General features: G+C 58.1%; 19 protein-coding genes. 13 read left to right on the forward strand and 6 right to left on the reverse strand.

What is annotated here, in order from left to right; genetic code table 11:
• Positions 1-410: 410 nt before the first annotated feature.
• The 6 genes from BLV61_RS23290 (at position 411) to BLV61_RS23315 (ending at position 8,518) form a co-directional block, all read left to right on the forward strand.
• Positions 411-3,446: a beta strand repeat-containing protein gene (locus BLV61_RS23290; RefSeq protein ID WP_244159916.1), complete on the forward strand. Its 3,036-nt coding sequence runs from the start codon at positions 411-413 to the stop codon at positions 3,444-3,446.
• Positions 3,447-3,783: 337 nt separating this feature from the next.
• Entirely contained in the window at positions 3,784-4,821 is a 1,038-nt protein-coding gene (locus BLV61_RS23295) for an extracellular solute-binding protein (protein ID WP_090467687.1), read from the forward strand.
• Positions 4,818-6,542, forward strand: a complete 1,725-nt coding sequence (locus BLV61_RS23300) for a diguanylate cyclase domain-containing protein (RefSeq protein ID WP_047526800.1) — start codon at positions 4,818-4,820, stop codon at positions 6,540-6,542. The genes BLV61_RS23295 and BLV61_RS23300 overlap by 4 nt, the downstream gene beginning before the upstream one ends.
• Before the next feature lie 244 nt (positions 6,543-6,786).
• Complete coding sequence (locus BLV61_RS23305) at positions 6,787-6,978, forward strand: YegP family protein (RefSeq protein WP_047526802.1); 192 nt, start codon at positions 6,787-6,789, stop codon at positions 6,976-6,978.
• A 190-nt stretch (positions 6,979-7,168) separates the two neighbouring features.
• Positions 7,169-8,095 (forward strand): LysR family transcriptional regulator, encoded by a 927-nt coding sequence (locus tag BLV61_RS23310; protein ID WP_090467689.1) that lies wholly within the window; start codon positions 7,169-7,171, stop codon positions 8,093-8,095.
• A gap of 57 nt (positions 8,096-8,152) precedes the next feature.
• Positions 8,153-8,518 (forward strand): 5-carboxymethyl-2-hydroxymuconate Delta-isomerase, encoded by a 366-nt coding sequence (locus BLV61_RS23315; protein WP_090467691.1) that lies wholly within the window; start codon positions 8,153-8,155, stop codon positions 8,516-8,518.
• Positions 8,519-8,521: 3 nt separating this feature from the next.
• On the opposite strand, the gene BLV61_RS23320 is transcribed toward BLV61_RS23315, so the two are convergent.
• The 3 genes from BLV61_RS23320 to BLV61_RS23330 all read right to left on the reverse strand — a co-directional run bounded on the left by BLV61_RS23320 (position 8,522) and on the right by BLV61_RS23330 (position 11,670).
• Complete coding sequence (locus BLV61_RS23320; protein WP_090467693.1) at positions 8,522-9,457, reverse strand: LysR family transcriptional regulator; 936 nt, start codon at positions 9,455-9,457, stop codon at positions 8,522-8,524.
• A gap of 97 nt (positions 9,458-9,554) precedes the next feature.
• Positions 9,555-10,472, reverse strand: coding sequence for a DMT family transporter (locus BLV61_RS23325; RefSeq protein ID WP_090467695.1), 918 nt, complete (start codon positions 10,470-10,472; stop codon positions 9,555-9,557).
• 13 nt (positions 10,473-10,485) lie between these two features.
• On the reverse strand, positions 10,486-11,670 hold the full coding sequence (locus tag BLV61_RS23330) for a cyanate transporter (RefSeq protein ID WP_090467697.1): 1,185 nt from the start codon (positions 11,668-11,670) through the stop codon (positions 10,486-10,488).
• 391 nt (positions 11,671-12,061) lie between these two features.
• Between BLV61_RS23330 and BLV61_RS23335 the strand changes: the two genes are divergently transcribed.
• The 5 genes from BLV61_RS23335 to BLV61_RS23355 all read left to right on the forward strand — a co-directional run bounded on the left by BLV61_RS23335 (position 12,062) and on the right by BLV61_RS23355 (position 17,031).
• The gene (locus BLV61_RS23335) at positions 12,062-13,711 is read left to right on the forward strand and encodes a phosphoethanolamine transferase (RefSeq protein WP_090467699.1); all 1,650 of its coding nucleotides are present in this window, start codon (positions 12,062-12,064) and stop codon (positions 13,709-13,711) included.
• 56 nt (positions 13,712-13,767) lie between these two features.
• Complete coding sequence (locus BLV61_RS23340; RefSeq protein WP_047526815.1) at positions 13,768-14,430, forward strand: class I SAM-dependent methyltransferase; 663 nt, start codon at positions 13,768-13,770, stop codon at positions 14,428-14,430.
• A 123-nt stretch (positions 14,431-14,553) separates the two neighbouring features.
• Positions 14,554-15,687, forward strand: a complete 1,134-nt coding sequence (gene rnd / locus BLV61_RS23345) for a ribonuclease D (RefSeq protein ID WP_047526816.1) — start codon at positions 14,554-14,556, stop codon at positions 15,685-15,687.
• Positions 15,684-15,977 carry a YcgL domain-containing protein gene (locus BLV61_RS23350; protein WP_090467702.1) on the forward strand — a complete coding sequence of 98 codons (294 nt, stop codon included), beginning with the start codon at positions 15,684-15,686 and terminating at the stop codon, positions 15,975-15,977. The genes rnd and BLV61_RS23350 overlap by 4 nt, the downstream gene beginning before the upstream one ends.
• Before the next feature lie 121 nt (positions 15,978-16,098).
• Complete coding sequence (locus BLV61_RS23355; protein ID WP_090467704.1) at positions 16,099-17,031, forward strand: D-2-hydroxyacid dehydrogenase; 933 nt, start codon at positions 16,099-16,101, stop codon at positions 17,029-17,031.
• A 73-nt stretch (positions 17,032-17,104) separates the two neighbouring features.
• Here the strand turns inward: BLV61_RS23355 and BLV61_RS23360 are convergent, their stop codons facing one another.
• Positions 17,105-17,698, reverse strand: coding sequence for a nitroreductase family protein (locus BLV61_RS23360; RefSeq protein WP_047526820.1), 594 nt, complete (start codon positions 17,696-17,698; stop codon positions 17,105-17,107).
• Positions 17,699-17,863: 165 nt separating this feature from the next.
• On the opposite strand from BLV61_RS23360, the gene BLV61_RS23365 reads away from it, so the two are divergent.
• Together BLV61_RS23365 and BLV61_RS23370 are read left to right on the forward strand one after the other, a co-directional pair.
• Positions 17,864-18,313 (forward strand): YcgN family cysteine cluster protein, encoded by a 450-nt coding sequence (locus BLV61_RS23365; RefSeq protein WP_047526821.1) that lies wholly within the window; start codon positions 17,864-17,866, stop codon positions 18,311-18,313.
• Positions 18,314-18,438: 125 nt separating this feature from the next.
• Positions 18,439-19,671, forward strand: a complete 1,233-nt coding sequence (locus tag BLV61_RS23370) for a hypothetical protein (protein WP_090467705.1) — start codon at positions 18,439-18,441, stop codon at positions 19,669-19,671.
• A gap of 130 nt (positions 19,672-19,801) precedes the next feature.
• Here the strand turns inward: BLV61_RS23370 and BLV61_RS23375 are convergent, their stop codons facing one another.
• Both BLV61_RS23375 and BLV61_RS23380 read right to left on the reverse strand, forming a co-directional pair.
• Positions 19,802-20,179 carry a YgaP family membrane protein gene (locus BLV61_RS23375; RefSeq protein ID WP_090467707.1) on the reverse strand — a complete coding sequence of 126 codons (378 nt, stop codon included), beginning with the start codon at positions 20,177-20,179 and terminating at the stop codon, positions 19,802-19,804.
• Positions 20,180-20,262: 83 nt separating this feature from the next.
• Positions 20,263-20,733: an RNA methyltransferase gene (locus tag BLV61_RS23380; RefSeq protein WP_007911337.1), complete on the reverse strand. Its 471-nt coding sequence runs from the start codon at positions 20,731-20,733 to the stop codon at positions 20,263-20,265.
• Position 20,734: the final 1 nt, after the last annotated feature.

The following is a 20,734-nucleotide window of genomic DNA, read 5'->3' on the forward strand; positions in this document are numbered from 1 at the left end:
ATAGCATTATCAATCTGGGTGCAAATGCTCCGGGCGAAATGGGTGACCTGGCGACCTATCTGACCGCCGTTGCTGGCAAAGTCAGCGCTGCAACTAACCTGACAACATTGTTCACTAGCATCAATACCAAGGTTATGGCGGCCCAGACTAACCCGTCCGCATTGGACAACCCGGTTACCCAGGCAATTGATGATGTGGCGACTGCCACTCCAGGTGGCAGTACGGGTGGTGCGACCTTTACTGTTAGTGACGTTGACGGGGTTGTTACATTTGCAGGTACGGCAACTGGCGATATCACTTTTTCAGTCTCGGCGAATGGTGAAGCAACATTCGTTCGTGGTGGTGTTACAGCAGCGACAAAAGTCTCAATTGCAACAATCGAGAGCCTCGCGGGAGCGGCAACTATCAAGTTGTCCGCTAATGCCGAACTGAGCAATGCCAATGCCATGAAGCTGACGGCCCTGGCGGGTTACAGCGCCAATGGCAAGAGCATCACCCTGGTCGACACCGCGACCAACCTGCTGAACAGTACCTTTAGCGGTGAAGTGGCCAATAAGTTGTCGGCCGATGCCGAAATCGACACCGTTACCGCGAGCCAATTGGCGGCGTTGACCGGGTTTGGCCTCAACGGTAAAAGCGTCACCCTGGTCGACACCGCGACCAACCTGTTGAACAGCACTTTCAGCGGCGAAGTGGCCAACAAGCTGTCGGCCGATGCCGAGCTGTCCAATCTGAATGCCATGGCCTTGGTCGGCCTGACCGGTTACAACGCCAATGGCAAGAGCATCACCCTGGTCGACACCGCGACCAACCTGCTGAACAGCACCTTCAGCGGCGAAGTGGCCAACAAGCTGTCGGCCGATGCCGAGCTGTCCAATCTGAATGCCATGGCCTTGGTCGGCCTGACCGGTTACAACGCCAATGGCAATACCATCACCCTGGTCGACACCGCGACCAACCTGTTGAACAGCACCTTCAGCGGCGAAGTGGCCAATAAGTTGTCGGCCGATGCCGAAGTCGACACCGTTACCGCGAGCCAATTGGCGGCGTTGACTGGTTTTGACCTGAACGGTAAAAGCATCACCCTGGTCGACACCGCGACCAACCTGCTGAACAGTACCTTTAGCGGTGAAGTGGCCAATAAGTTGTCGGCCGATGCCGAAATCGACGCCGTTACCGCGAGCCACTTGGCGGCGTTGACCGGTTTTGACCTCAACGGTAAAAGCGTCACCCTGGTCGACACCGCGACCAACCTGTTGAACAGCACCTTCAGCGGCGAAGTGGCCAATAAACTGTCGGCCGATGCCGAGCTGTCCAATCTGAATGCCATGGCCTTGGTCGGCCTGACCGGTTACAACGCCAATGGCAAGAGCATCACCCTGGTCGACACCGCGACCAACCTGTTGAACAGCACCTTCAGCGGTGAAGTGGCCAACAAGCTGTCGGCCGATGCCGAGCTGTCCAATCTGAATGCCATGGCCTTGATCGGCCTGACCGGTTACAACGCCAATGGCAAGAGCATCACCCTGGTCGACACCGCGACCAACCTGCTGAACAGTACCTTTAGCGGTGAAGCGGCCAATAAGTTATCGGCCGATGCTGAAGTCGACGCCATTACCGCGAGCCAATTGGCGGCGTTGACCGGTTTTGACCTGAACGGTAAAAGCATCACCTTGGTCGACACCGCGACCAACCTGCTGAACAGCACCTTCAGCGGCGAAGTGACCAACAAACTGTCGGCCGATGCCGAGCTGTCCGATCTGAATGCCATGGCCTTGGTCGGCCTGACCGGTTACAACGCCAATGGCAAGAGCATCACCCTGGTCGACACCGCGACCAACCTGTTGAACAGCACCTTCAGCGGTGAAGTGGCCAACAAGCTGTCGGCCGATGCCGAGCTGTCCAATCTGAATGCCATGGCCTTGGTCGGCCTGACCGGTTACAACGCCAATGGCAAGAGCATCACCCTGGTCGACACCGCGACCAACCTGTTGAACAGCACCTTCAGCGGCGAAGTGGCCAACAAGCTGTCGGCCGATGCCGAACTGTCCAATCTGAATGCCATGGCATTGGCCGGCCTGACCGGTTACAACGCCAATGGCAAGAGCATCACCCTGGTCGACACCGCGACCAACCTGCTGAACAGCACCTTTAGCGGTGAAGCGGCCAATAAGTTGTCGGCCGATGCCGAAGTCGACACCGTTACCGCGAGCCAATTGGCGGCGTTGACCGGTTTTGACCTGAACGGTAAAAGCATCACCCTGGTCGACACCGCGACCAACCTGCTGAACAGCACCTTCAGCGGCGAAGTGGCCAACAAGCTGTCGGCCGATGCCGAGCTGTCCGATCTGAATGCCATGGCCTTGGTCGGCCTGACCGGTTATAGCGCCAATGGCAAGAGCATTACCCTGGTCGACACCGCGACCAACCTGTTGAACAGCACCTTCAGCGGCGAAGTGGCCAACAAGCTGTCGGCCAATGCCGAACTGTCCAATCTGAATGCCATGGCCTTGGTCGGCCTGACCGGTTACAACGCCAATGGCAAGACCATCACCCTGGCCGACACCGCGACCAACCTGCTGAACAGCACCTTCAGCGGTGAAGTGGCCAATAAGTTGTCGGCCGATGCTGAAGTCGACGCCGTTACCGCGAGCCACTTGGCGGCGTTGACCGGTTTTAACCTCAACGGTAAAAGCGTCACCCTGGTCGACACCGCGACCAACCTGCTGAACAGCACCTTTAGCGGCGAAGTGGCCAACAAGCTGTCTGGGAATGCAATTGGCCTTGGCGTCGGCGATGCACAGGGCTTGATTGCATTGAATGGCTTTAATCTCAATGGGCACACCTACAGCATCAGCGACACCATCCTGGCTGCAAATGGCCAGAACTTCACAACGGGCTTCACCGGCAACACCGGTGTGACACTGACAGGGAGTAATGGTAACCAGACGGTGATCGGTTCGGCTTACGACGACACCATAACTGGTGGTGCTGGTGCCGATACTCTGACTGGCGGTGGTGGTAACGATACGTTCGTATTCGCTCCCAGCGACTCAACCCTGTATTCAATGGACACCATCACCGACTACCGTGCGACAACCGATACGATCCGTTGGGACGGTCCTCATCTTGTCGCGGGTGATACAGCAAGTATCGGAGTATCTGTATTCTCTTCTGTTGTTTTTGATGCGGTTTCTGACCTTGGTGCTCAATCTGGAATGGGCGAATCCGAGGTTGCATTGGTTATCGAATTTCTTGCTAGTTTTAGCGGAAACCACAACGCCACGTACGTGTTTCAGTACGACAGCAATACCTACGTCTACGTCAATGCTCACGAATATGCCGGCATGTATGACCCTAGCGACACAGTGATTAAACTCGCCGGTCTAGTAGGTGTCGCAGGAGTCACCGATATCCATAGTCTGGGTATCACCGGTTTGGCTTAACCATTCCAACTCCACCACGACTCGGTGAGGGATGTAGGTGAAAGCCAAGAAATCCCGCCTCTCACAAGGAGGCGGTTTTTTTTTGCTGTGTGCCCGGCATGAGCGCAATGTGTGGGTGAATCCGCCGTAAGCGGGTCATTGTTCAGCATCTGAGGCGCAACTGGGCAGGAGCGTTCCTGAGGGGCGCTTACAGGTTGCGATCCGGTTTCAAGCTCAATAGGCAGTCGTGATCAGCCCGGCGTTTCCGACCGAAGGCGCGGCCTGTTCGAATAGGTTGCCAAGCATCGGCACATTGCCCTATGTATAGTGGCCATATTGCATCTTCTGGGCAGTCTTCATGAGTTACCGGTGCCCATTGTGGGTAATACCTTTCATCTTTTTGCTATCACTGCAGGTCAAGGCTGATACGCCAACGTTGCGTGTGCTTGCCTGGCCTGGGTATGCCGACGGTGACATCGTTGCTGCCTTCGAAAAACGCCATGGCGTTAAAGTCGAAGTCACCATGGTGGGTAGCGATGAAGTGCTTCGAAGCAAGATGATGGAAAACCGGGGCGGTGATTTCGATGTGATTGCTGCCAATACGGCGGAGGTCCACTACTACGCCGACCAAGGCTTACTTCAACCGCTTCGCCCGGAGCGGATTGCCAATACTTCTCGTCAGCTCCCGCGGTTTCGCGATTATTCAAGAATCCCCGATGTAGTGGTCGACGGTCGCATCTACGCCATTCCCTATGTCTGGTCAGACATGGGACTGATCTATGATCGAAAGCAGTTCAGTCAGCCACCCGACTCGATCACCAGCATGTGGGACCCGAAGTTTCAGGGCAGTGTGCTGGCATTCAATACAAGCAACCATAATTTTTCCCTGGCCAGCCTGTCTTTGGGCGGCGATCCGTTTCGGATAAAGGCTGCCGATTTTGCCCGTGTGTCCGAGCATTTGGTTGCTCTGCGCCGCAATGTCCTGACGTTCTATTCGCTACCGGAGGAGGCTGCCGAGCTTTTTCGTTCGCATAACGTGGCACTTTTGTTTGCCAACTACGGGCGTCAGCAACTCAAGCAGCTACGAGACGCGGGGATCGATGTGGGTTATGCGATCCCGCGTGAAGGCGCGCTGGCCTGGCTCGACTGCTGGGCAATCAGTCGTGGTGCGCGCGATCCGGTACTGGCCAGCGTCTGGATCAATTACATGCTCGAACCTGAGGTCAGCATCCTCCTCACTGAACGTCAGGGGCTCCCAAATACACTGCAGGAGCCGAACGAGGGCGGTTCCACACACACCTTGATCTGGCTGCGTCCCGTTGAGGACGACAAACGCCGCGCCGAGCTTTGGCAACGTATCGTGTCGGGCGAACGTCCGCCGTTGGAGCTGCGATGAGGTTCGGCATCGCCTTTAAACTTGGCTGCTTGATGGCTGTTTTTGGCATGTTGCCCACGGCTCTCGCGGGGTACTACATCTATAACAGCAGTCGCGAGTTACTGCTTCAGGCAGCCGAGCGCGATTTGCAAACCGCGGTTCAAGTGCTCGGGCGTAATCTTCAGAGCAGTTTGCACAATATCTCTCTGGATGCCGCTGTGTTGACTCATGGTCCGCAGGTTCGCCAGTTGGCGAGTATCAACGACCCCGCGCAACGTAGTCACGTGCAGGATGATCTGGCCGCCTTGTTCCGCGCGATGCTGCTGGCGCATCCTGACTACATGCAGATTCGTTTGATCAGCGCCTCCGACCATGGACTGGAATGGGTTCGCCAGGATCGGGACGGCAATCATATCGTCAGGGTCAGTGGTGCCGATCTGCAAGAGAAGGGGCATTTTGCCTATGTGTTCGAGGCGTTGAAGTTGGCTCCGGGCGATGTACGCATTTCGCCTATTGTCATCAATCGCGAGCAAGGCGCGCATTCCGGGTTGGGCAAACCGACGTTGCACGTTTCGACGCCTGTGGCGGACGCCGACGGGAAAGTGTTCGCACTGCTGGTCATCAATGTCGATCTCGACCAGCTGTTCAGCCAACTGCAAAGCGATTTGCCGGATGAATATCAGGTGTATCTCAGTAATCGTTGGGGCGATTTATTGATTCATCCCGATCATCGGCGGACGTTCGGTTTCGACCAGGGCCGCCGGCTGTTTCTGCAAGATGAGTTTTCTGAAGTGTCCCGGCTTCTCGATACGAGCGGACCCAATAGCTTGATCAGTCGTAGTGTCGAACAAAATCAACAAGATGGTTTGGTTGCGGCTTTTGTGCGGCTTGCCAACAACAGCAAAACATCTGAGCCTTTTATTATTCTAGGCCTGGGGCAACTGCAGAGTCATGTGCTGGCGCAAGCCTCGCGTGCCGGTGGCTATATCGCTCAAATTGCCGTGTTTTTCAGTCTGCTGGCACTGCTGGTAGCGTTCATTGTGTCCCGGGCGCTGATTCGACCGCTGCGCAACATGACCGAAGCGGTCGAGTTGTTTTCCCGGGAACGGAAGATCAGCGAGCTGCCGCCTCGACAAGACGAGTTGGGTGTATTGGCGCGCAGTTTCCGTGCGATGAAACAGGAAATTCTCACCCAGCTCGAGGACCTCACCCACAGCCGCGCCGCGTTCGAACACCTGGCCCGCCATGATTCGCTGACGGGGCTGCCCAATCGGCGGATGTGCTTCGAACGTCTGGAACAGGCCTTGATCAGTGCGCGACAGAGCGGTCAGAAAATGGCTTTGCTGTTTGTCGATCTGGATCATTTCAAGGAGGTGAATGATCAGTGGGGTCACCGCTTTGGCGACCAGGTCCTGCAGGCGGTGGCCAAGCTGCTCGGTTCAGTCAGTGAGGCCCGCGACAACGTCGCACGCTTGGGAGGAGACGAATTCGTGATGTTCTTTGAGGATGTCCAGGATCCTCGGAAAATAGTCGCGTTACTGGAAAAGCTGCATGTCTGCTTTCAGCTGCCGCTTTTGATCGATGGAAAAGGGGTGAACGTCCATGCCAGCATGGGCGTGAGCATGTTTCCACGCGATGGCAACGACATTGGGACTCTGATCCAGCATGCCGATCATGCAATGTATAAAGCAAAGAGTGCGGGCAAAAACAGGTACTCCTTCGAAGTGATGGTTGAAAACTGACAGAGAAGTGGGTGCCTGGGCAGGGTCGCTGTTTTTCTGTATGAATAAGCCATTTAGACGTCTGAAAGTTTACCGAGCCTGGTCGTTGTTATTCCCCGCATCCGTGTGATTTTTACCGATAGAAGGTCACACGTTTCTTCGCAATATTTACTGGCTTTTGTTTGCCTTTATATCCCGGATCGCTCCTCTACTCTGTCGGCGCAGGTCAGTTTCCTGTCGTCATAAATAACCGCAAGGAGCGAGTATGTATTTTGAGATTTACAGGCAAACCCGTGGCACCGTTCTGACTGGCAAAGGCCAATGGCGCTGGCGTTTGAAGGCGGGTAATCATGAAACGATTGCCAGCGGGGAGGCTTACATCAACAAGTCGGATTGTCTGCATGCCATCGGTTTGATCAAAGGCACATGCGAACAGACGCCGGTCAAGGAGATCTAGGCGTCAAATATGAAGCTGCCCATGCAGGGCAGCTTCGTTTCAGCCGGGCGATTTAACCCCGGACTGTAAGACAAAACCGTGAAGGCCTTTACATTTAACGCAAGTAGTCAGGTGATTCTCTCTAGTCGCATAGACGCCGATTGTGACATCTCCCTAAACTGTCGACAGTGTATGGGCGCAGGGGCAATGGATGAATCGCAACGAACTACGCAAGGCCGACATCAATCTGATGGTGGTGTTTGAAACGCTGATGATCGAACGCAACGTCACCAAGGTGGCGAAGAAGCTGTTTCTCGGCCAGCCAACCATCAGTTCGGCGCTCAACCGCTTGCGTGCGATGTTCAACGATCCGTTGTTCATTCGTGTCGGCCATCGCATGGAACCGACCGCGCGGGCTGAAGAGATCTTTCGATACCTGTCGCCAGCGCTGGATTCGTTGTCGGTGGCGTTGAGTCTGACCCACGATTTTGACCCCGGTAGCAGCACCATGACCTTTCGGATCGGCATGTCGGACGATGTCGAGTTCGGTCTGCTGCCGTCGCTTCTGCGCGCCTTGCGCCAGGAAGCGCCGAAAGTGGTGTTCGTGGTGCAGAATGTCGATTCCTGGCGAATTCCCGATTTGCTGGCGTCCGGCGATGTCACGGTCGGTATCACTCAGACGCGTGGCCTGCCGGCCAATGCCAAACGCAAGTTGCTGCGGCACATTCAACCCTGCGTGTTGCGTGCCGATGCCTCCGATACGCCTCTGACCCTCGATGAATACTGCTCGCGTCCCCATGTGCTGGTGTCCCCCGTCGCCAACGTCAGTGGCTTCGCCGATGAGTGGCTGGCGCAAATCGGTCGCACGCGCCAAGTGGTGCTTTCGGTGCCGCAGTACAGCTCCTTGCCTGCATTGCTCGCCGGGACCGATCTGATTACCAGCCTGCCCGATTACGCAGCGCAGGCCATGGCAGCGACCGGGCAGTTGTTCATGGAACCCTTTCCGTTCAACACCCCGACCCTGGAGCTGTCCATGGTTTGGCTCAGTCATGCCGACACCGACCCCGCCGAACGCTGGTTGCGCTCGCGCCTGGAGTCGTTCATGGGCGAACGCAATTTGTTGTCGCTACCGCAGTGAGCAAGGCAGCTCTGTGTTATATCTAAGTCCTTTGCGCCGACCTACAGGAGTAACGTCATGCCTCATCTGCACCTGGAATACACCGCCAACCTGCCCGAGCTGAACGCCGATGTGGCATTGATTCGGCTTAACAATGCGCTGGTGGCGTCCGGTCAGTTCGGGGCCGAGTTCGACATCAAGAGTCGCGCGGTGAAGGTCGAGACATTCAAGGTCGGTACTGTCATGGCCGAGCGGGCGTTCGTGCATGTGAAGCTGGCACTGCTGAGCGGGCGCTCGCCGCAGATCAAGCAGCAACTGTCCGAAAGCCTGCTCGCCGTCGTGAAAGATCTGTGCGAATGGCCGACGGGCGTTGAAGTCCAGTTATGTGTGGAAATCCTCGACATCGACCGCGAGTCCTACGCGAAGACCGCCATTGGCGTCTGAGTTTCAGGCCCCTTGCGGATCGGTGCAGGCCCTGATCACTTGTTCGCGCAACCAGGCGTTGGCGCTGTCCTGATCGACCCTTTGACTCCACTGCATGTCGAGCGTGAAGCCCGGTAGACCCTCCGGCGCTTCACGGTGATTGAAGGCTGCTTCATCGGCCAGCAGTCGCTGGATGCGCCGGGGCAAAGTCAGGATGAGGTCAGTGCCTGTGATCATTTTCAGTGCCGCGCTGTAGCTATTGGCCCGCGCCACAATGTGTCGTTTCCGCGCCTGCTGTGCCAGCCAGCCATCGACCATATTGGTGGTGGACGTCCATGGTGTCGGGAACACATGGCGACGCTGGACGAACGCTTGCAGGCTCAAGCGCGGTTCCACTGGTGTGGCGCAGGCGTCGAAGACGCAGACCAGATCATCTTCCAGTAGCGTGCGCGCATTCAAGTCGCCGTGGCTGCGATGAAAGTTCGGGCCGAAACCAATCACCAGATCAAGGCTGCCATCGCGCAGTGCCTCGGCCGGGATATCGGTCTCGAACTTGTGCATGTTGATCATCACCGGAAGGTCGGCGAAAGCGAAGTTCTTCAACAGGCGCGGCAGGATCAACTGCTCGAAATACTCCGGTGCGCAAATGTTGAAGGTCGCCGGTTGCAAGGCTGGATTGAACGCGGGTGCCCCGGCGTGACACAGATTGATGCTTTCGAGGATCTTCAGCACATGAGGGTACATGTGGCTGGCCTTGAATGTGGGACGCATGCCGCTTCGGGTATTGATGAACAGCTCGTCGGCGAACCCGGCGCGCAGTTTTTTCAGGCAATAGCTGACAGTGGACTGGCTGACACACAACGCCTCGGACACCCCGGTGACGCTGTTCTGCTCGTATACGGCGACGAACACCATGAGGTCCTGCATGTCGAGCTTTCTTAGCACGTTACTGTTGAGCATTCCTTGTCTCTCGCGGCTCGTCGGGCGCTGCGGGTGCGCAAACCTGTGCGAGCGATCCTAGCGCAACGAAAGAGCAAGGAGAACGTCCGGCAAGTATTCAACGGCCAGCGCTTACAGGTGTCGTGCGTCGGCTGGACCTTAATAAGGCAAGCATGCCTGCCCCGACCATCACTGCGCCCAGTGTTTCCAGGGGCAACGGTGACTGACGCCCCCAGAGCCAGTGAAACAGGGTAATGAACAGTGTGCTCAGATAAATGTAGGCAATGACCGAGGACGGAGCGATCACGCCAATGGCTCGATGCAATAACCAGAATGTCGCCAGGGTGGCAAACAGTGCCAGGTACATCAGCCAGTAGACATCCGTCGTCGTCAGCAATGACGTTGAACGCCAGCCGCCGCTGAACCCACAGAACGTCAACAGGAACAGCGCGCCGAACAGCATGTTCCAGAAAGTCATGGCCACGGGGCCGCGCCCCTTGAGGCTACGGGTTTTGAGTCGCTGGCTGAGGGGCGAGTAGAGCGCCATTGCCAGGCAACCGACGCCATACACCGACAGCGCGTACGGCGAAGGCAACTCGCCGGGGCCAGTGCCTTTCATCACCAGGAGCGCGGCGCCGGAAGCGGCGATCAGCATTGGCCACAGTCGTTGTTTGAAGTGGCTGTCGGGCATGAGCATTGCCTCGAAACCCAAGGTCAGCAGCGGCACCAGGGTAAACATCGTTCCGGTGTTGACGGCCGAGGTATAACGCAGCGCCTCGAACAGCGAACCGAAATACACCGCCAGCAACAAGCCGAGTACGCAGTGGCCAAACAACCCGCGAGCGGTCATCACGCTATCGCCCTTGAACAGCAGCAGGGGGAGAAATGCCAGTGCACAAAACAACAGGCGCAAACCGGTGAGCAGGATCGGGTCTATGGCCTGGCTGACCTGCGCCGCAGCGGAAAACGACGCGGCGATCAACACCGCCCAAAGCAGCATGCCAGCGTGAGCAGCAGCGAATCCGGTGTGTTTCATGGTGGCCTCTGAGTCAATCAAAGTGTCGACTGTAGTGCAGTGGATTGAAGCGCCAGACCATCAGCAGCATCAGCGCCATGACGGCGGTGAGCGTCCACCAGGCCCAGTCGAAGCCTGCGAACTGATCTCGAATCATCCCGGCCACCAGCGGCGAGAGCCCGGCGATCAAATAACCGATGCCTTGCACGAACGCAGTCAGGCTACCGGCGCGCCGAGGATCATCCAGATGATCCAGCGACACGATCAGGCTCATCGGAAACAATCCGCCAATACCCAGCCCCAGCAGACACGGCCACAGAAGGCTCAAGTGATGCGGACTGAGTATCAGCCCGCAGAAACCGGCCATGATCAGCACCAGTAACACCCCCAATACCCACCGTCGGTCACGGCTGCGGCTGGCGAGGGCGGGCGTCAGCAGGCCGGACAACACCTCCATGGCCGTTAGAAATCCCAGCAGTAAACCGGCGTCCTGTTCGCTCCAGCCTGTTTCTACGTAGTACGGCGCCAGCCAGGCCAGGACACAGGTGTAGGAAGCCGTGCCCAGGCCAAAGAAAATGGCGAGTAACCAGGCGCGAGGGTTTCTGAAAAAGGACCTGTTGCTCGATGACCGGGCGGGCTGTGTCGGCATCCCGGCGCGTTGGGCGCACCAGAACAGCAGTGCTGGCACGGTCAGCAACGCCCAACCGGCGAGGCCCAGGCGCCAACTGCCGGTGCGGGTCATCAGCAATGGCGCGAAAGAGGCGGCGAGGGCGGCGCCGCCCATGATCGACGTGACGTAGAGTCCCATGCACAAGGCAGCATTGTCGCTGAAGCGGGATTTGATCAGCACCGGCATCAGTGCCTGGATCAGCGCGATACCGATGCCGGCGAGTACCGCGCTGAGAATCAGTTCGGCTGCCGAATCGACGAACAAACGCGACACCGTGGCCAGGCCGATGATCAACAATGACAGCACCACGGTGCGTTGTTCGCCGAGGCGCTGACTGACACCGAGCCCGACAAACATGGCCAGCCCCATGGCCATCACCGGCAGCATGGTCAGCAACGACGCCAGCGTGAAGCTCAGCGGGATGTCGCCGCGAATGGCCGTCAACAGCGGGCCCACAGCGGCCATGGAGGGGCGCAGATTGAGGGCGATGAACATGATGCCGAGCATCAGCCACAGGGCGGGACGGGAGCTTGAGCGAACGTTTTCCATGAGCGGACCTTGATTGGCAGTGGGCCGATTAGGCGCGTGCGATCTGCAGGCCGCAAATCAGAAAGTCCGGAGATGTATTTAGAAGTTAAATAATGCTGGCGGCGACGTTGAACCAATGGGGGCGAGCGGCCGTCGATATCGACGGTTCATCGGCGCGACCGGCGAAGGTGACAGGCGATGGCGGTTGACCCCGGCCTGAACAGAGCTGAATGAAAGCTGAACAGTTCTCAAATGGTCCGAAAGTTTCTGTCTGTCACCTGAAGCCAACCATTAATTGGCTTCTTTTTCACAAAAAATTGATGGTCGACGGCCTACAGTTCAGGCCGTCGCGGCAAACGGAACATTTTCTCATTTGCCGAGGCCTTTCTTTTCAGGAACAGCCGACCCCCCCATGTTGAAGATAAAAGCCGTGCGCCCTGAGTGGGTGACATTGATAGCCAGTGCCTTTTTGTTGGTCGCCTTCAATTTTGTTTTGTGGCAGCACCTGTTCGACATTACCGCGGCTGACGGCAAGGGCATCGTCATGCGAGTTGCCTTCGGGGCGATGATTCTCGCGGCCTTCAATATTATCCTGACCTTGCTGGCTTTCCGCCCTGTCCTTAAGCCGATTCTGACCCTGCTGTTCATGGTCAGTGCAGGCGTCGCTTATTTCATGAGTCAGTATGGTGTCTTGATTGACGCCGGCATGTTCCGCAATTTCGCTGAGACGAATGCCACGGAAGTGCGTGACTTACTGTCGATAAAGTTACTGGTTTATATAGTGCTGCTGGGTGTTTTGCCGTCGGTCCTTTTGTGGAAAACCCCCATCAGCTACCGCCGCTGGCACCGCGAACTGCTCAGTAAGGTGTTGGTGAGTGTGGCGTCAGTCGCGGTTATCGGTGGTGTTGCGCTGGTCAACTATCAAGGCCTGTCGTCGTTGTTTCGCAATCACCATGAGTTGCGCCTGATGGTGGTGCCGAGCAACTACATCGGTGCTTCGTTCGGTTACTTGCGTGAGCAGGTCGTGTCCGCCCATCAACCCTTTGTCAAAATCGGTGAAGATGCCCAGCGAAATCCGGCCTGGCAAACCCACAGCCGTAAATCCCTGACTGTTCTGGTGGTGGGCGAAAGTGCCCGGGCGGAGAACTTCGGCATTCTTGGGTACAACCGCGACACGACCCCCAAGCTTGATAAAGAAGCGGGTCTGATTGCATTTACCAATGTGCATTCCTGCGGGACTGAAACCGCAGTCTCGGTGCCGTGCATGTTCTCGAACATGGGGCGCAATGATTACAAAGCCAGCAAGGCGAAGAATGAAGAGGGCCTGCTGGACGTACTCAAGCATGCGGGGCTGGATGTGATCTGGCGCGACAACCAATCCGGTTGTAAAGGTACTTGCGATCGGGTCACGCTCGATGACGTCAGTAACCTGAAAGACCCGGTGTTGTGCGCCAACAGCGAATGCCGGGATGAAATCCTGCTGCAAGGTTTGCAGCACTTCATCGATACCTTGAGCAAAGACACGGTATTGGTCCTGCACCAGATGGGTAGCCACGGTCCGGAATACTACAAGCGTTATCCGAAAGAATTCGAACGCTTCACACCCGTCTGTGAAAGCAATGCACTGAACAACTGCAGCCGTGAAAGTATCGTCAATGGCTATGACAACACGCTGGTGTATACCGACCATGTGTTGTCGACCTTGATTGATCTGCTGCGCAGCAATCAGCAGAAAGTCGATACCGCAATGCTCTATTTGTCGGATCACGGCGAATCCCTGGGCGAATACAATTTGTTCCTCCACGGCACGCCTTACATGTTAGCGCCGGAACAACAGAAGCATGTTGCGATGCTGGCCTGGTTCTCCGACAGCTACCAGAAGTCGTTCTCGGTAGACACCCATTGCCTGCAACAGGGTCGTGAAAAACCCCTGAGCCAGGACAACCTGTTCCATTCGATGTTGGGTCTGCTACAGGTCAACAGCAAGACCTATGACCAGGGGCTGGATATGTTTGCCGGATGCCGTGGCGCGGTGAAAGACGGAGTGTTGGCCAAAGAGTAACTGGACCTTTTTTTTCATATAGCGACCGCTAAAACTACGATCAAGAGTCATTGCACATGTCCGCTCAGCCCCCATCCGCCATCGAACTCGAGTTCGCCCGGCGCTACGATCAGGAACACGCCCGCGTCTGTCTGCAGCCGCGGGCGCAGGGCTTGGTCGAGCGTCTGGCGTTCTGGCGTGAAGAGCGATTGGTACGCAATGCGCTCAAGGTCGCTGGCGAGCCAGGCCTGATCCTCGACGTGGCCTGTGGCGTCGGGCGCTTCTGGAGAGTGCTGGCCGAGCATGGGAATCGGGTGATCCTTGCCTCCGATCCGTCCCAGGACATTCTCGATCATGCCCGGACCCACCATCCGCAGAGTCTGTTGAAGCGGATAAGGACCTTTCAAAGCTCAGCGTTCAACATCGGCTTGTCGGAAAATGCGGTCGACTGCATTTCCTGCATGCATCTGTTTCAGCACATTGCCTGCTCTGAGCATCGTTTGGCGCTGCTGCACGAGTTTCACCGGGTCGGTCGCGATACCGTGATTGTCGCCGTACGGGTCAGTGGACGGTTCAAGGGGCGACGTTCAGACGAGGAGGGGCATGCAGCCCGTCCGCTGGTCAACAAGACCGAACTGGAAGCCGAGTTCAAGCAAGCGGGTTTCTGCGTACTCAGCCATCAGGACTTCCTGCCAGGCTTCGCGCCAATGCGGGTTTATGTACTGCGCAAGGCCGGCTAGCCCCTCGCTCTCGGACTATTCTTTCTATCCGTCAGGTGTTTTCGCCAAGGCTCTTGTTCAGTGGATGCGCGGAAATCGCCGGGCGCGATATATACTGCGCGCCATTCTTCAAGGGAGAGCCGTGTGGCCATCGATATTCACTGGATTCGCGACAACGATAGCCTCGGTCGGTTTTGCACCGAGTGGCAGCAGTTGCCATACGTTGCCCTCGACACCGAATTCATGCGGGTCGACACCTTCTATCCCATCGCGGGCCTGTTGCAGGTGGGCGATGGCGTACGTGCTTACCTGATCGATCCGCTGACCATCGACAACTGGCAGCCCTTGGCCGCACTGCTGGAGAACCCGGCGGTGGTCAAGGTCGTCCATGCATGCAGCGAAGACCTCGAGGTCCTGCTGCGCCTGACGGGCAGCCTGCCAACGCCATTGTTCGATACTCAGCTGGCTGCCGCTTACCTGAACCTGGGCTTCTCCATGGGGTATTCGCGTCTGGTGCAGGAAGTGCTCGGTATCGACCTGCCCAAGGGCGAGACCCGTTCCGACTGGTTGCAACGTCCGCTTTCCGAAACCCAGATCAGCTACGCCGCCGAAGATGCCGTGCACCTGGCCGAAGTGTTCGTGAAGCTTCGGCCGAAGCTTTCCGACGACAAATACGCCTGGGTCCTGGAAGACGGTGCCGAACTGGTGGCCAACCTGCGCCGCGAAATCGACCCGTACGAGGTCTATCGCGACGCCAAGCTGGCCTGGAAACTGTCCCGCGCCCAACTTGCCGTACTGCGCGAGCTCTGCGCCTGGCGTGAGAAAGAAGCCCGCGCCCGTGACCTGCCGCGTAACCGGATCATCCGCGAGCATTCGCTGTGGCCACTGGCCCGGACGCAGCCGGACAACCTCGGCGCGTTGGCGAAAATCGAAGACATGCACCCGCGTACCGTGCGTCAGGACGGCGAATTTCTGCTTGATCTGATCAAGCGCTCTGGCAGTGTGTCGCCGGATCAATGGCCGCTCGCCGTGCCGGAGCCGTTGCCGGTGGACGCCGCCGTGTTGCTCAAGCAAATGAAAGCCATCGGCCAGGCCGAGGCCGAGCGCCTGAACATCGCGCCGGAACTGATGCTGCGCAAGAAAACCCTGGAAGCGCTGCTGAAAAGCGGCTTCCCCAATGGTCCCTACCAATTGCCTGATTCGTTGCGTGGCTGGCGCCGCGAATTGATGGGCCAGGCGCTGCTCGACAGCCTGGCCACCGCCGGAGAACAGCCTTGAAACGTATTTGCTCCATCTACCGCAGTTCGAAAAGAAACGAAATGTACCTGTATGTGCTCAAGAGCGATGCTCTGGAGCGTGTGCCCGAGCCTTTGATGGCTGCCTTTGGCAAGGCCTTCCACGCCTTCGACCTGGTGCTGAGCCCGGAGCGCAAACTGTCGCGCGAGGACATCACCGTTGTGCTTGAAAACCTCGAAAAACAAGGCTATCACCTGCAAATGCCGCCGGCCGAGGATGAGTACATCGAGCACTTGCCGGAAGAGTTGTTGCGCCGCAACGACCCTATGTAATCGGCGGACAGGCTCTGTTCAGAGCCTTTGTGACCCACTGGAATGATTTTGGCGATGGCCATGCCGAGGGAGCGAAACTCTGTCGGCGGTCGTCTGCAGCGTTTTTTTGAAAGGTTGAAGCATGCGCGTTCTGATTGCTGAACACGACCACCCTGTGTACGCCCAACTGTTGCGTGAAGCAGCGCCCGACCTGGAAGTGCTGACCAGCGGTGATTCCGCCGAGCTGGCCCGCCAGGCGGCCGACTGCCCGGTCTGGCTCGGACAGCCCGACCTGCTGGCGACGCTGCTGCGTCAAGGCCATCAGCCGCAATGGCTGCAATCGACCTGGGCCGGCATCACGCCGCTGTTGGCCGACGGTTTGCCAAGGCACTATCGCCTGACACGTGCGGTGGGGATTTTTGGTCAGGTCATGGCTGAATACGTACTCACCTACATGCTTGGGCACGAACGGGAAGTGCTGGCGCGGTTGGTCAGCCAGGTCGAGCGCAAGTGGGACAGTCGCCATGGGCAAAGCCTGGCGGGACGCAAGGTATTGATTGTCGGCACCGGTGACATCGGCCAGACCGTGGCGCAGTTTCTTCAACCCTTTGGCGTCGAACTGTACGGTATCGCCAGTTCGGCCCGCGAGCAGGCGCCGTTTGTCGAAGTCGGCTCGCTCGACGATTTGCCGCGTCTGGTCGGTAAAGTCGATTACGTGGTCAATCTGCTGCCCAATACACCGAATACCCACGATATTTACAACGCCGCGTTGTTCAAACAGTTCAAGCCGACCGGTTTGTTCATCAACGTCGGGCGCGGTGTGGCAGTAGTCGATGCGGACCTGGTGGAAGCCTTGAAAGAAGGGCACCTGGTGGGCGCCGTGATCGACGTCTGCCGTCAGGAACCATTGCCGCAACGTCATCCTTTCTGGACGGCTTGGGGCTTGCTGCTGACCGGTCACAGCTCGGCACCGACCTCGCCATCGTTGATGGTGAAGCTGTTTGTCGAGAACTTGCGGGCTTATCAGGCCGGTGAGGCGTTACGCGGGGAAGTGGATTTCAACCGCGGGTATTGAGTCCGCCGCGGACTTGAATATTGGGCAAAACCTGTGGGAGCAAGCTCGTTCCCACAGGGCGTTTCGCTATTGCTTAGAGGGTGAAGTCGCCTTCAGCCGCCAGCTCGCTCAATGGCCGGCGCGGGCTCGGCTCTTCGCGGGCTTGCAGGTAGTCGGCCAATGTCGACTTGTCGCCCAGTTTGCCGATCGCCACGGCGGCGTGCAGGGCGTAGCCTTCAGGAATCTTCAACTCTTTGCGCGTCAGCGCTTGATCGAAGCCGGCCATGCCGTGGGTATGCCAGCCGCTGATGCTTGCCTGCAGCGCCAGATGACCCCAGGCCGCACCGGTGTCAAAGGTGTGCCACAGGGCCGGGGTTTCTTCGGTGGCGCCGGGCACGGCGAAAGTGGTTTTCGATACCACGATCACCAGAGCCGAGGCATGTTGCGCCCAACTGCGGTTGAATTCGTTCAGCAGACCCAGATAACGCTCCCAGTTCGGCGTATCCCGGCGTGCGTAGAGAAAGCGCCAAGGCTGCGAGTTGTACGCCGACGGTGCCCAGCGCGCGGCTTCGAAAAAGCTCAGCAGCGTTTCTTCGGGAATGGCTTCGCCGGTGAAGGCGCGCGGCGACCAGCGATGGGTGAATTGAGGGTGGATGGCATAGTCGGCTACGCGTGGGTTGGCACTCATCAACAGATTCCTTGCTAGGTTTTAATGTGTGGGGCGAGGCAAAACCCTACTTGGCGGCGCAAAAACTGACAAGCGCGTTCTACCGACAGTCGCCAACGCTTGGCCGACGGGCCTTGCGGCACTAGACTGGCGGCCTTTTCACCACCTGATGTTGATGCTTGAGCCATGGCCGCCAAAGTCGAACCGTTCTGGATACGTAAAACCCTCGATCAACTGGATCACGAGGAATGGGAATCGCTGTGCGACGGCTGCGGCCTGTGCTGCCTGCAAAAGCTCGAAGATGAAGACGACAATAGCGTCTATTACACGCGCATCGCCTGCAAACTGCTGGACCTGAAAACCTGCCAGTGCACTGACTATCCCAACCGCCGTGACTTCGTGCCGGACTGCATCCAGCTCACGCCGGGCAAGGCGGACGAGTTCAAATGGCTGCCGCCGACCTGCGGTTACCGGCTGGTCAGCGAAGGCAAGGACCTGCCGCTGTGGCATCACCTGGTGTGCGGGGATCGCGACGCGGTGCATCACGAACGCATTTCCCAGTCCGGGCGCATGCTTGCCGAAGGCAGCGTGGCCGAAGAGGATTGGGAAGATCACCTGATTTTCCGTGCCGGTTGATCGTGGCGAGGGAGCTTGCTCCCGCTTGAGTGCGTAGCGCTCAGAACATGGGCAGTGATAACAAAAAAACGGGGCTGTTTCGCAGCCCGGCGCGAGCGGGCTCGCTCGCCACACTAGGGGACTGTATGGCTGTGCGATGGCGGCGGGCGTTGATCATTGGGTTACTGACCCTGAGCTCGCCAGCGTGGGCGGCAGGCAAGAAAGTCGATCTGGATTACCACGTGCGCCTGTTGCCCCAAAGTGATCAGGCTGAGGTGAGACTGACCCTGGCCCAGGGTTCTGCGGTTCGCAATCTGGATTTCGATCTCGGCGACGGCAGCCTTTACAGCGATTTCAAGGCCGACGGCCAATGGCAGCTCACGCCCGGCAAGCAAGCCCGTGGCGTTTGGCGCCCCGCGGCTGACAAGGCCAGCCTGACCTATCGTGTACGCATCAGCCACGGGCGCAAGAGCGGCAGTTTTGATACGCGCATGACCCCGTCCTGGGCGCTGATGCGAGGCGATGACCTGGTGCCCGCCGCCAAACTCGATCAACAGGATGGCATCGAGCTGATTTCACGCCTCGAGTTCGAGTTGCCCAGCGGTTGGAAAAGCGTCGAAACCGCCTGGCCGCGGATCGGCAAGAACAAGTTCCGCATCGACAACGTTTCCCGACGGTTCGACCGGCCTACTGGCTGGATGCTTGCCGGGCACCTCGGCAGCCGTCGCACTCGACTCGGGGAAACCGAAGTCACCGTGGCCTCACCCCGAGGCCAGGGCATGCGCCGCATGGATGTGCTGACGTTGCTGACGTTTGTCTGGCCGCAAGTGCAAGCCGTGTACCCACGTCATCCCACCAAACTGCTGATTGTCGGCGCCAACGATCCGATGTGGCGCGGTGGCTCGGCGGCGCACGAGTCGATCTACCTGAACAGCCGTTTGCCATTGGTCAGCGAGAGCGGCTCCAGTGCCTTGGTGCGTGAATTGGCCCAGGTGTTCGGACGGATCAACGATACGCAGCGCAGTGAATGGATCGGCGAAGGGTTTGCCGAGTACTACGCCATCGAACTGGTACGCCGTGCCGGTGGTATGAGTGACGAGCGTTATCAGAGCCTGCAGGAGCGGTTGAGCAAGGACAGCCAGAACGTCACGACCTTGCGTGGCGAGCAGGTCAGCCCGGCGCAGGTTTCAAAAGCGGTGGTGTTGATGCAGGAACTGGATCGCGAAATTCGCCTGAAGACACGCAACAAGCGGTCGCTGGATGACGTATTGCGTGGGGCGATGCGGTTGGAGAGCGTTGACACCAAGGCGTTCGTGCAGCTCAGCGAGAGCGTGCTGGGCGAGTCTTCCAAAGTGTTGGATACCGCGCTGATCCAGTAAATCCGCCCTCGCTGGCAAGCCAGCTCCTACAGCGGATTCTTGTCAGTCACACCGGTTGTGAGCGAAACCGATCAACTGTGGGAGCTGGCTTGCCAGCGAAGAGGCCATAAGCCTCACCGCCTGTTTCGGATCAAACCCCGGTTTTCGGCGACTTCAAGGCGTCATTTCCGGTCACGGTCGCCGTTTTCGTCGCTGCTTCGGCATTCGCCTTCAGCCGACTCAAGTCCTCACCGGCACGCTGAATCTTCGCTCGCACGTTGTCCATGTCCTGGCGGCTTTTCTCCAGCAGGCTTTTCGCCGAGCTGTGGCCGGTGATGCCGCGGGCCAGGGCGACGCCGCCGATGGCCACTTGAATCAAGCCGAAGATGCCGCCGCGACGCAGGCCCTTGCCGACCATCACCACGCCACCGGCCAGGGAACCGATGCGCTCCCAGCCCTGCACATTCTGCTCGGTGTGCGTCTGTAACGGGGTGGATTCGATACGCTCAACGCGTTTGAGTTCGCTCATGATCTGTCTCCAGGCAGGATCAGTAATGGATAGTTAAGCTGACTGCCAGGGCGGTCAGCTCGTTCCATCGGATGTGCGGCGCTTCAGCGGAATTTTGGCCCCGAACGGGTATTGAGCCCCTTGGCCATGCGGTCGTAAAGCACAACGTTGACCGTAGCGGCCAGGTTCATGCAACCGGTGGTCGGGATGTAGACCACGTCTTCGCACCAGTCGCGAATCTCTTTATCCAGCGAGCCGTCTTCCGGACCGAAGATGTACAGTGCGCGGTCCGGGTGGGTGTATTCGGGCAGCGGGCGGGCGCCTTCAACCAGTTCCACGGCGACGGGAACACAATTGAGGGGCAGGATTTTTTTCAGGTCGTCGATGCCGATCAGCGGGATGTCGTAATGCACGCGCTTGGTGTCGGTGACGAAATCGGCGGCACGCTCATAGCGCTTGCCGGTGTAGAACACCGACGCCACACCGTAGCAGCCAGCGGCGCGCATCACCGAACCGACGTTCTCCGGTGATTTGGGGTTATACAAACCAATGCAGCTGTACCGTTTGTCTGCCACG

Source organism: Pseudomonas mohnii (genome assembly GCF_900105115.1).
GTDB lineage: Bacteria > Pseudomonadota > Gammaproteobacteria > Pseudomonadales > Pseudomonadaceae > Aquipseudomonas > Aquipseudomonas mohnii.

Excerpts from the sequence above, each read along its gene's own strand:
- BLV61_RS23295 (WP_090467687.1), top strand. The coding sequence starts at position 3,784 with ATGAGTTACCGGTGCCCATTGTGGGTAATACCTTTCATCTTTTTGCTA.
- BLV61_RS23300 (WP_047526800.1), top strand. The coding sequence starts at position 4,818 with ATGAGGTTCGGCATCGCCTTTAAACTTGGCTGCTTGATGGCTGTTTTT.
- BLV61_RS23305 (WP_047526802.1), top strand. The coding sequence starts at position 6,787 with ATGTATTTTGAGATTTACAGGCAAACCCGTGGCACCGTTCTGACTGGC.
- BLV61_RS23310 (WP_090467689.1), top strand. The coding sequence starts at position 7,169 with ATGAATCGCAACGAACTACGCAAGGCCGACATCAATCTGATGGTGGTG.
- BLV61_RS23315 (WP_090467691.1), top strand. The coding sequence starts at position 8,153 with ATGCCTCATCTGCACCTGGAATACACCGCCAACCTGCCCGAGCTGAAC.
- BLV61_RS23320 (WP_090467693.1), bottom strand. The coding sequence starts at position 9,457 with ATGCTCAACAGTAACGTGCTAAGAAAGCTCGACATGCAGGACCTCATG.
- BLV61_RS23325 (WP_090467695.1), bottom strand. The coding sequence starts at position 10,472 with ATGAAACACACCGGATTCGCTGCTGCTCACGCTGGCATGCTGCTTTGG.
- BLV61_RS23330 (WP_090467697.1), bottom strand. The coding sequence starts at position 11,670 with ATGGAAAACGTTCGCTCAAGCTCCCGTCCCGCCCTGTGGCTGATGCTC.
- BLV61_RS23335 (WP_090467699.1), top strand. The coding sequence starts at position 12,062 with ATGTTGAAGATAAAAGCCGTGCGCCCTGAGTGGGTGACATTGATAGCC.
- BLV61_RS23340 (WP_047526815.1), top strand. The coding sequence starts at position 13,768 with ATGTCCGCTCAGCCCCCATCCGCCATCGAACTCGAGTTCGCCCGGCGC.
- BLV61_RS23355 (WP_090467704.1), top strand. The coding sequence starts at position 16,099 with ATGCGCGTTCTGATTGCTGAACACGACCACCCTGTGTACGCCCAACTG.
- BLV61_RS23360 (WP_047526820.1), bottom strand. The coding sequence starts at position 17,698 with ATGAGTGCCAACCCACGCGTAGCCGACTATGCCATCCACCCTCAATTC.
- BLV61_RS23365 (WP_047526821.1), top strand. The coding sequence starts at position 17,864 with ATGGCCGCCAAAGTCGAACCGTTCTGGATACGTAAAACCCTCGATCAA.
- BLV61_RS23370 (WP_090467705.1), top strand. The coding sequence starts at position 18,439 with ATGGCTGTGCGATGGCGGCGGGCGTTGATCATTGGGTTACTGACCCTG.
- BLV61_RS23375 (WP_090467707.1), bottom strand. The coding sequence starts at position 20,179 with ATGAGCGAACTCAAACGCGTTGAGCGTATCGAATCCACCCCGTTACAG.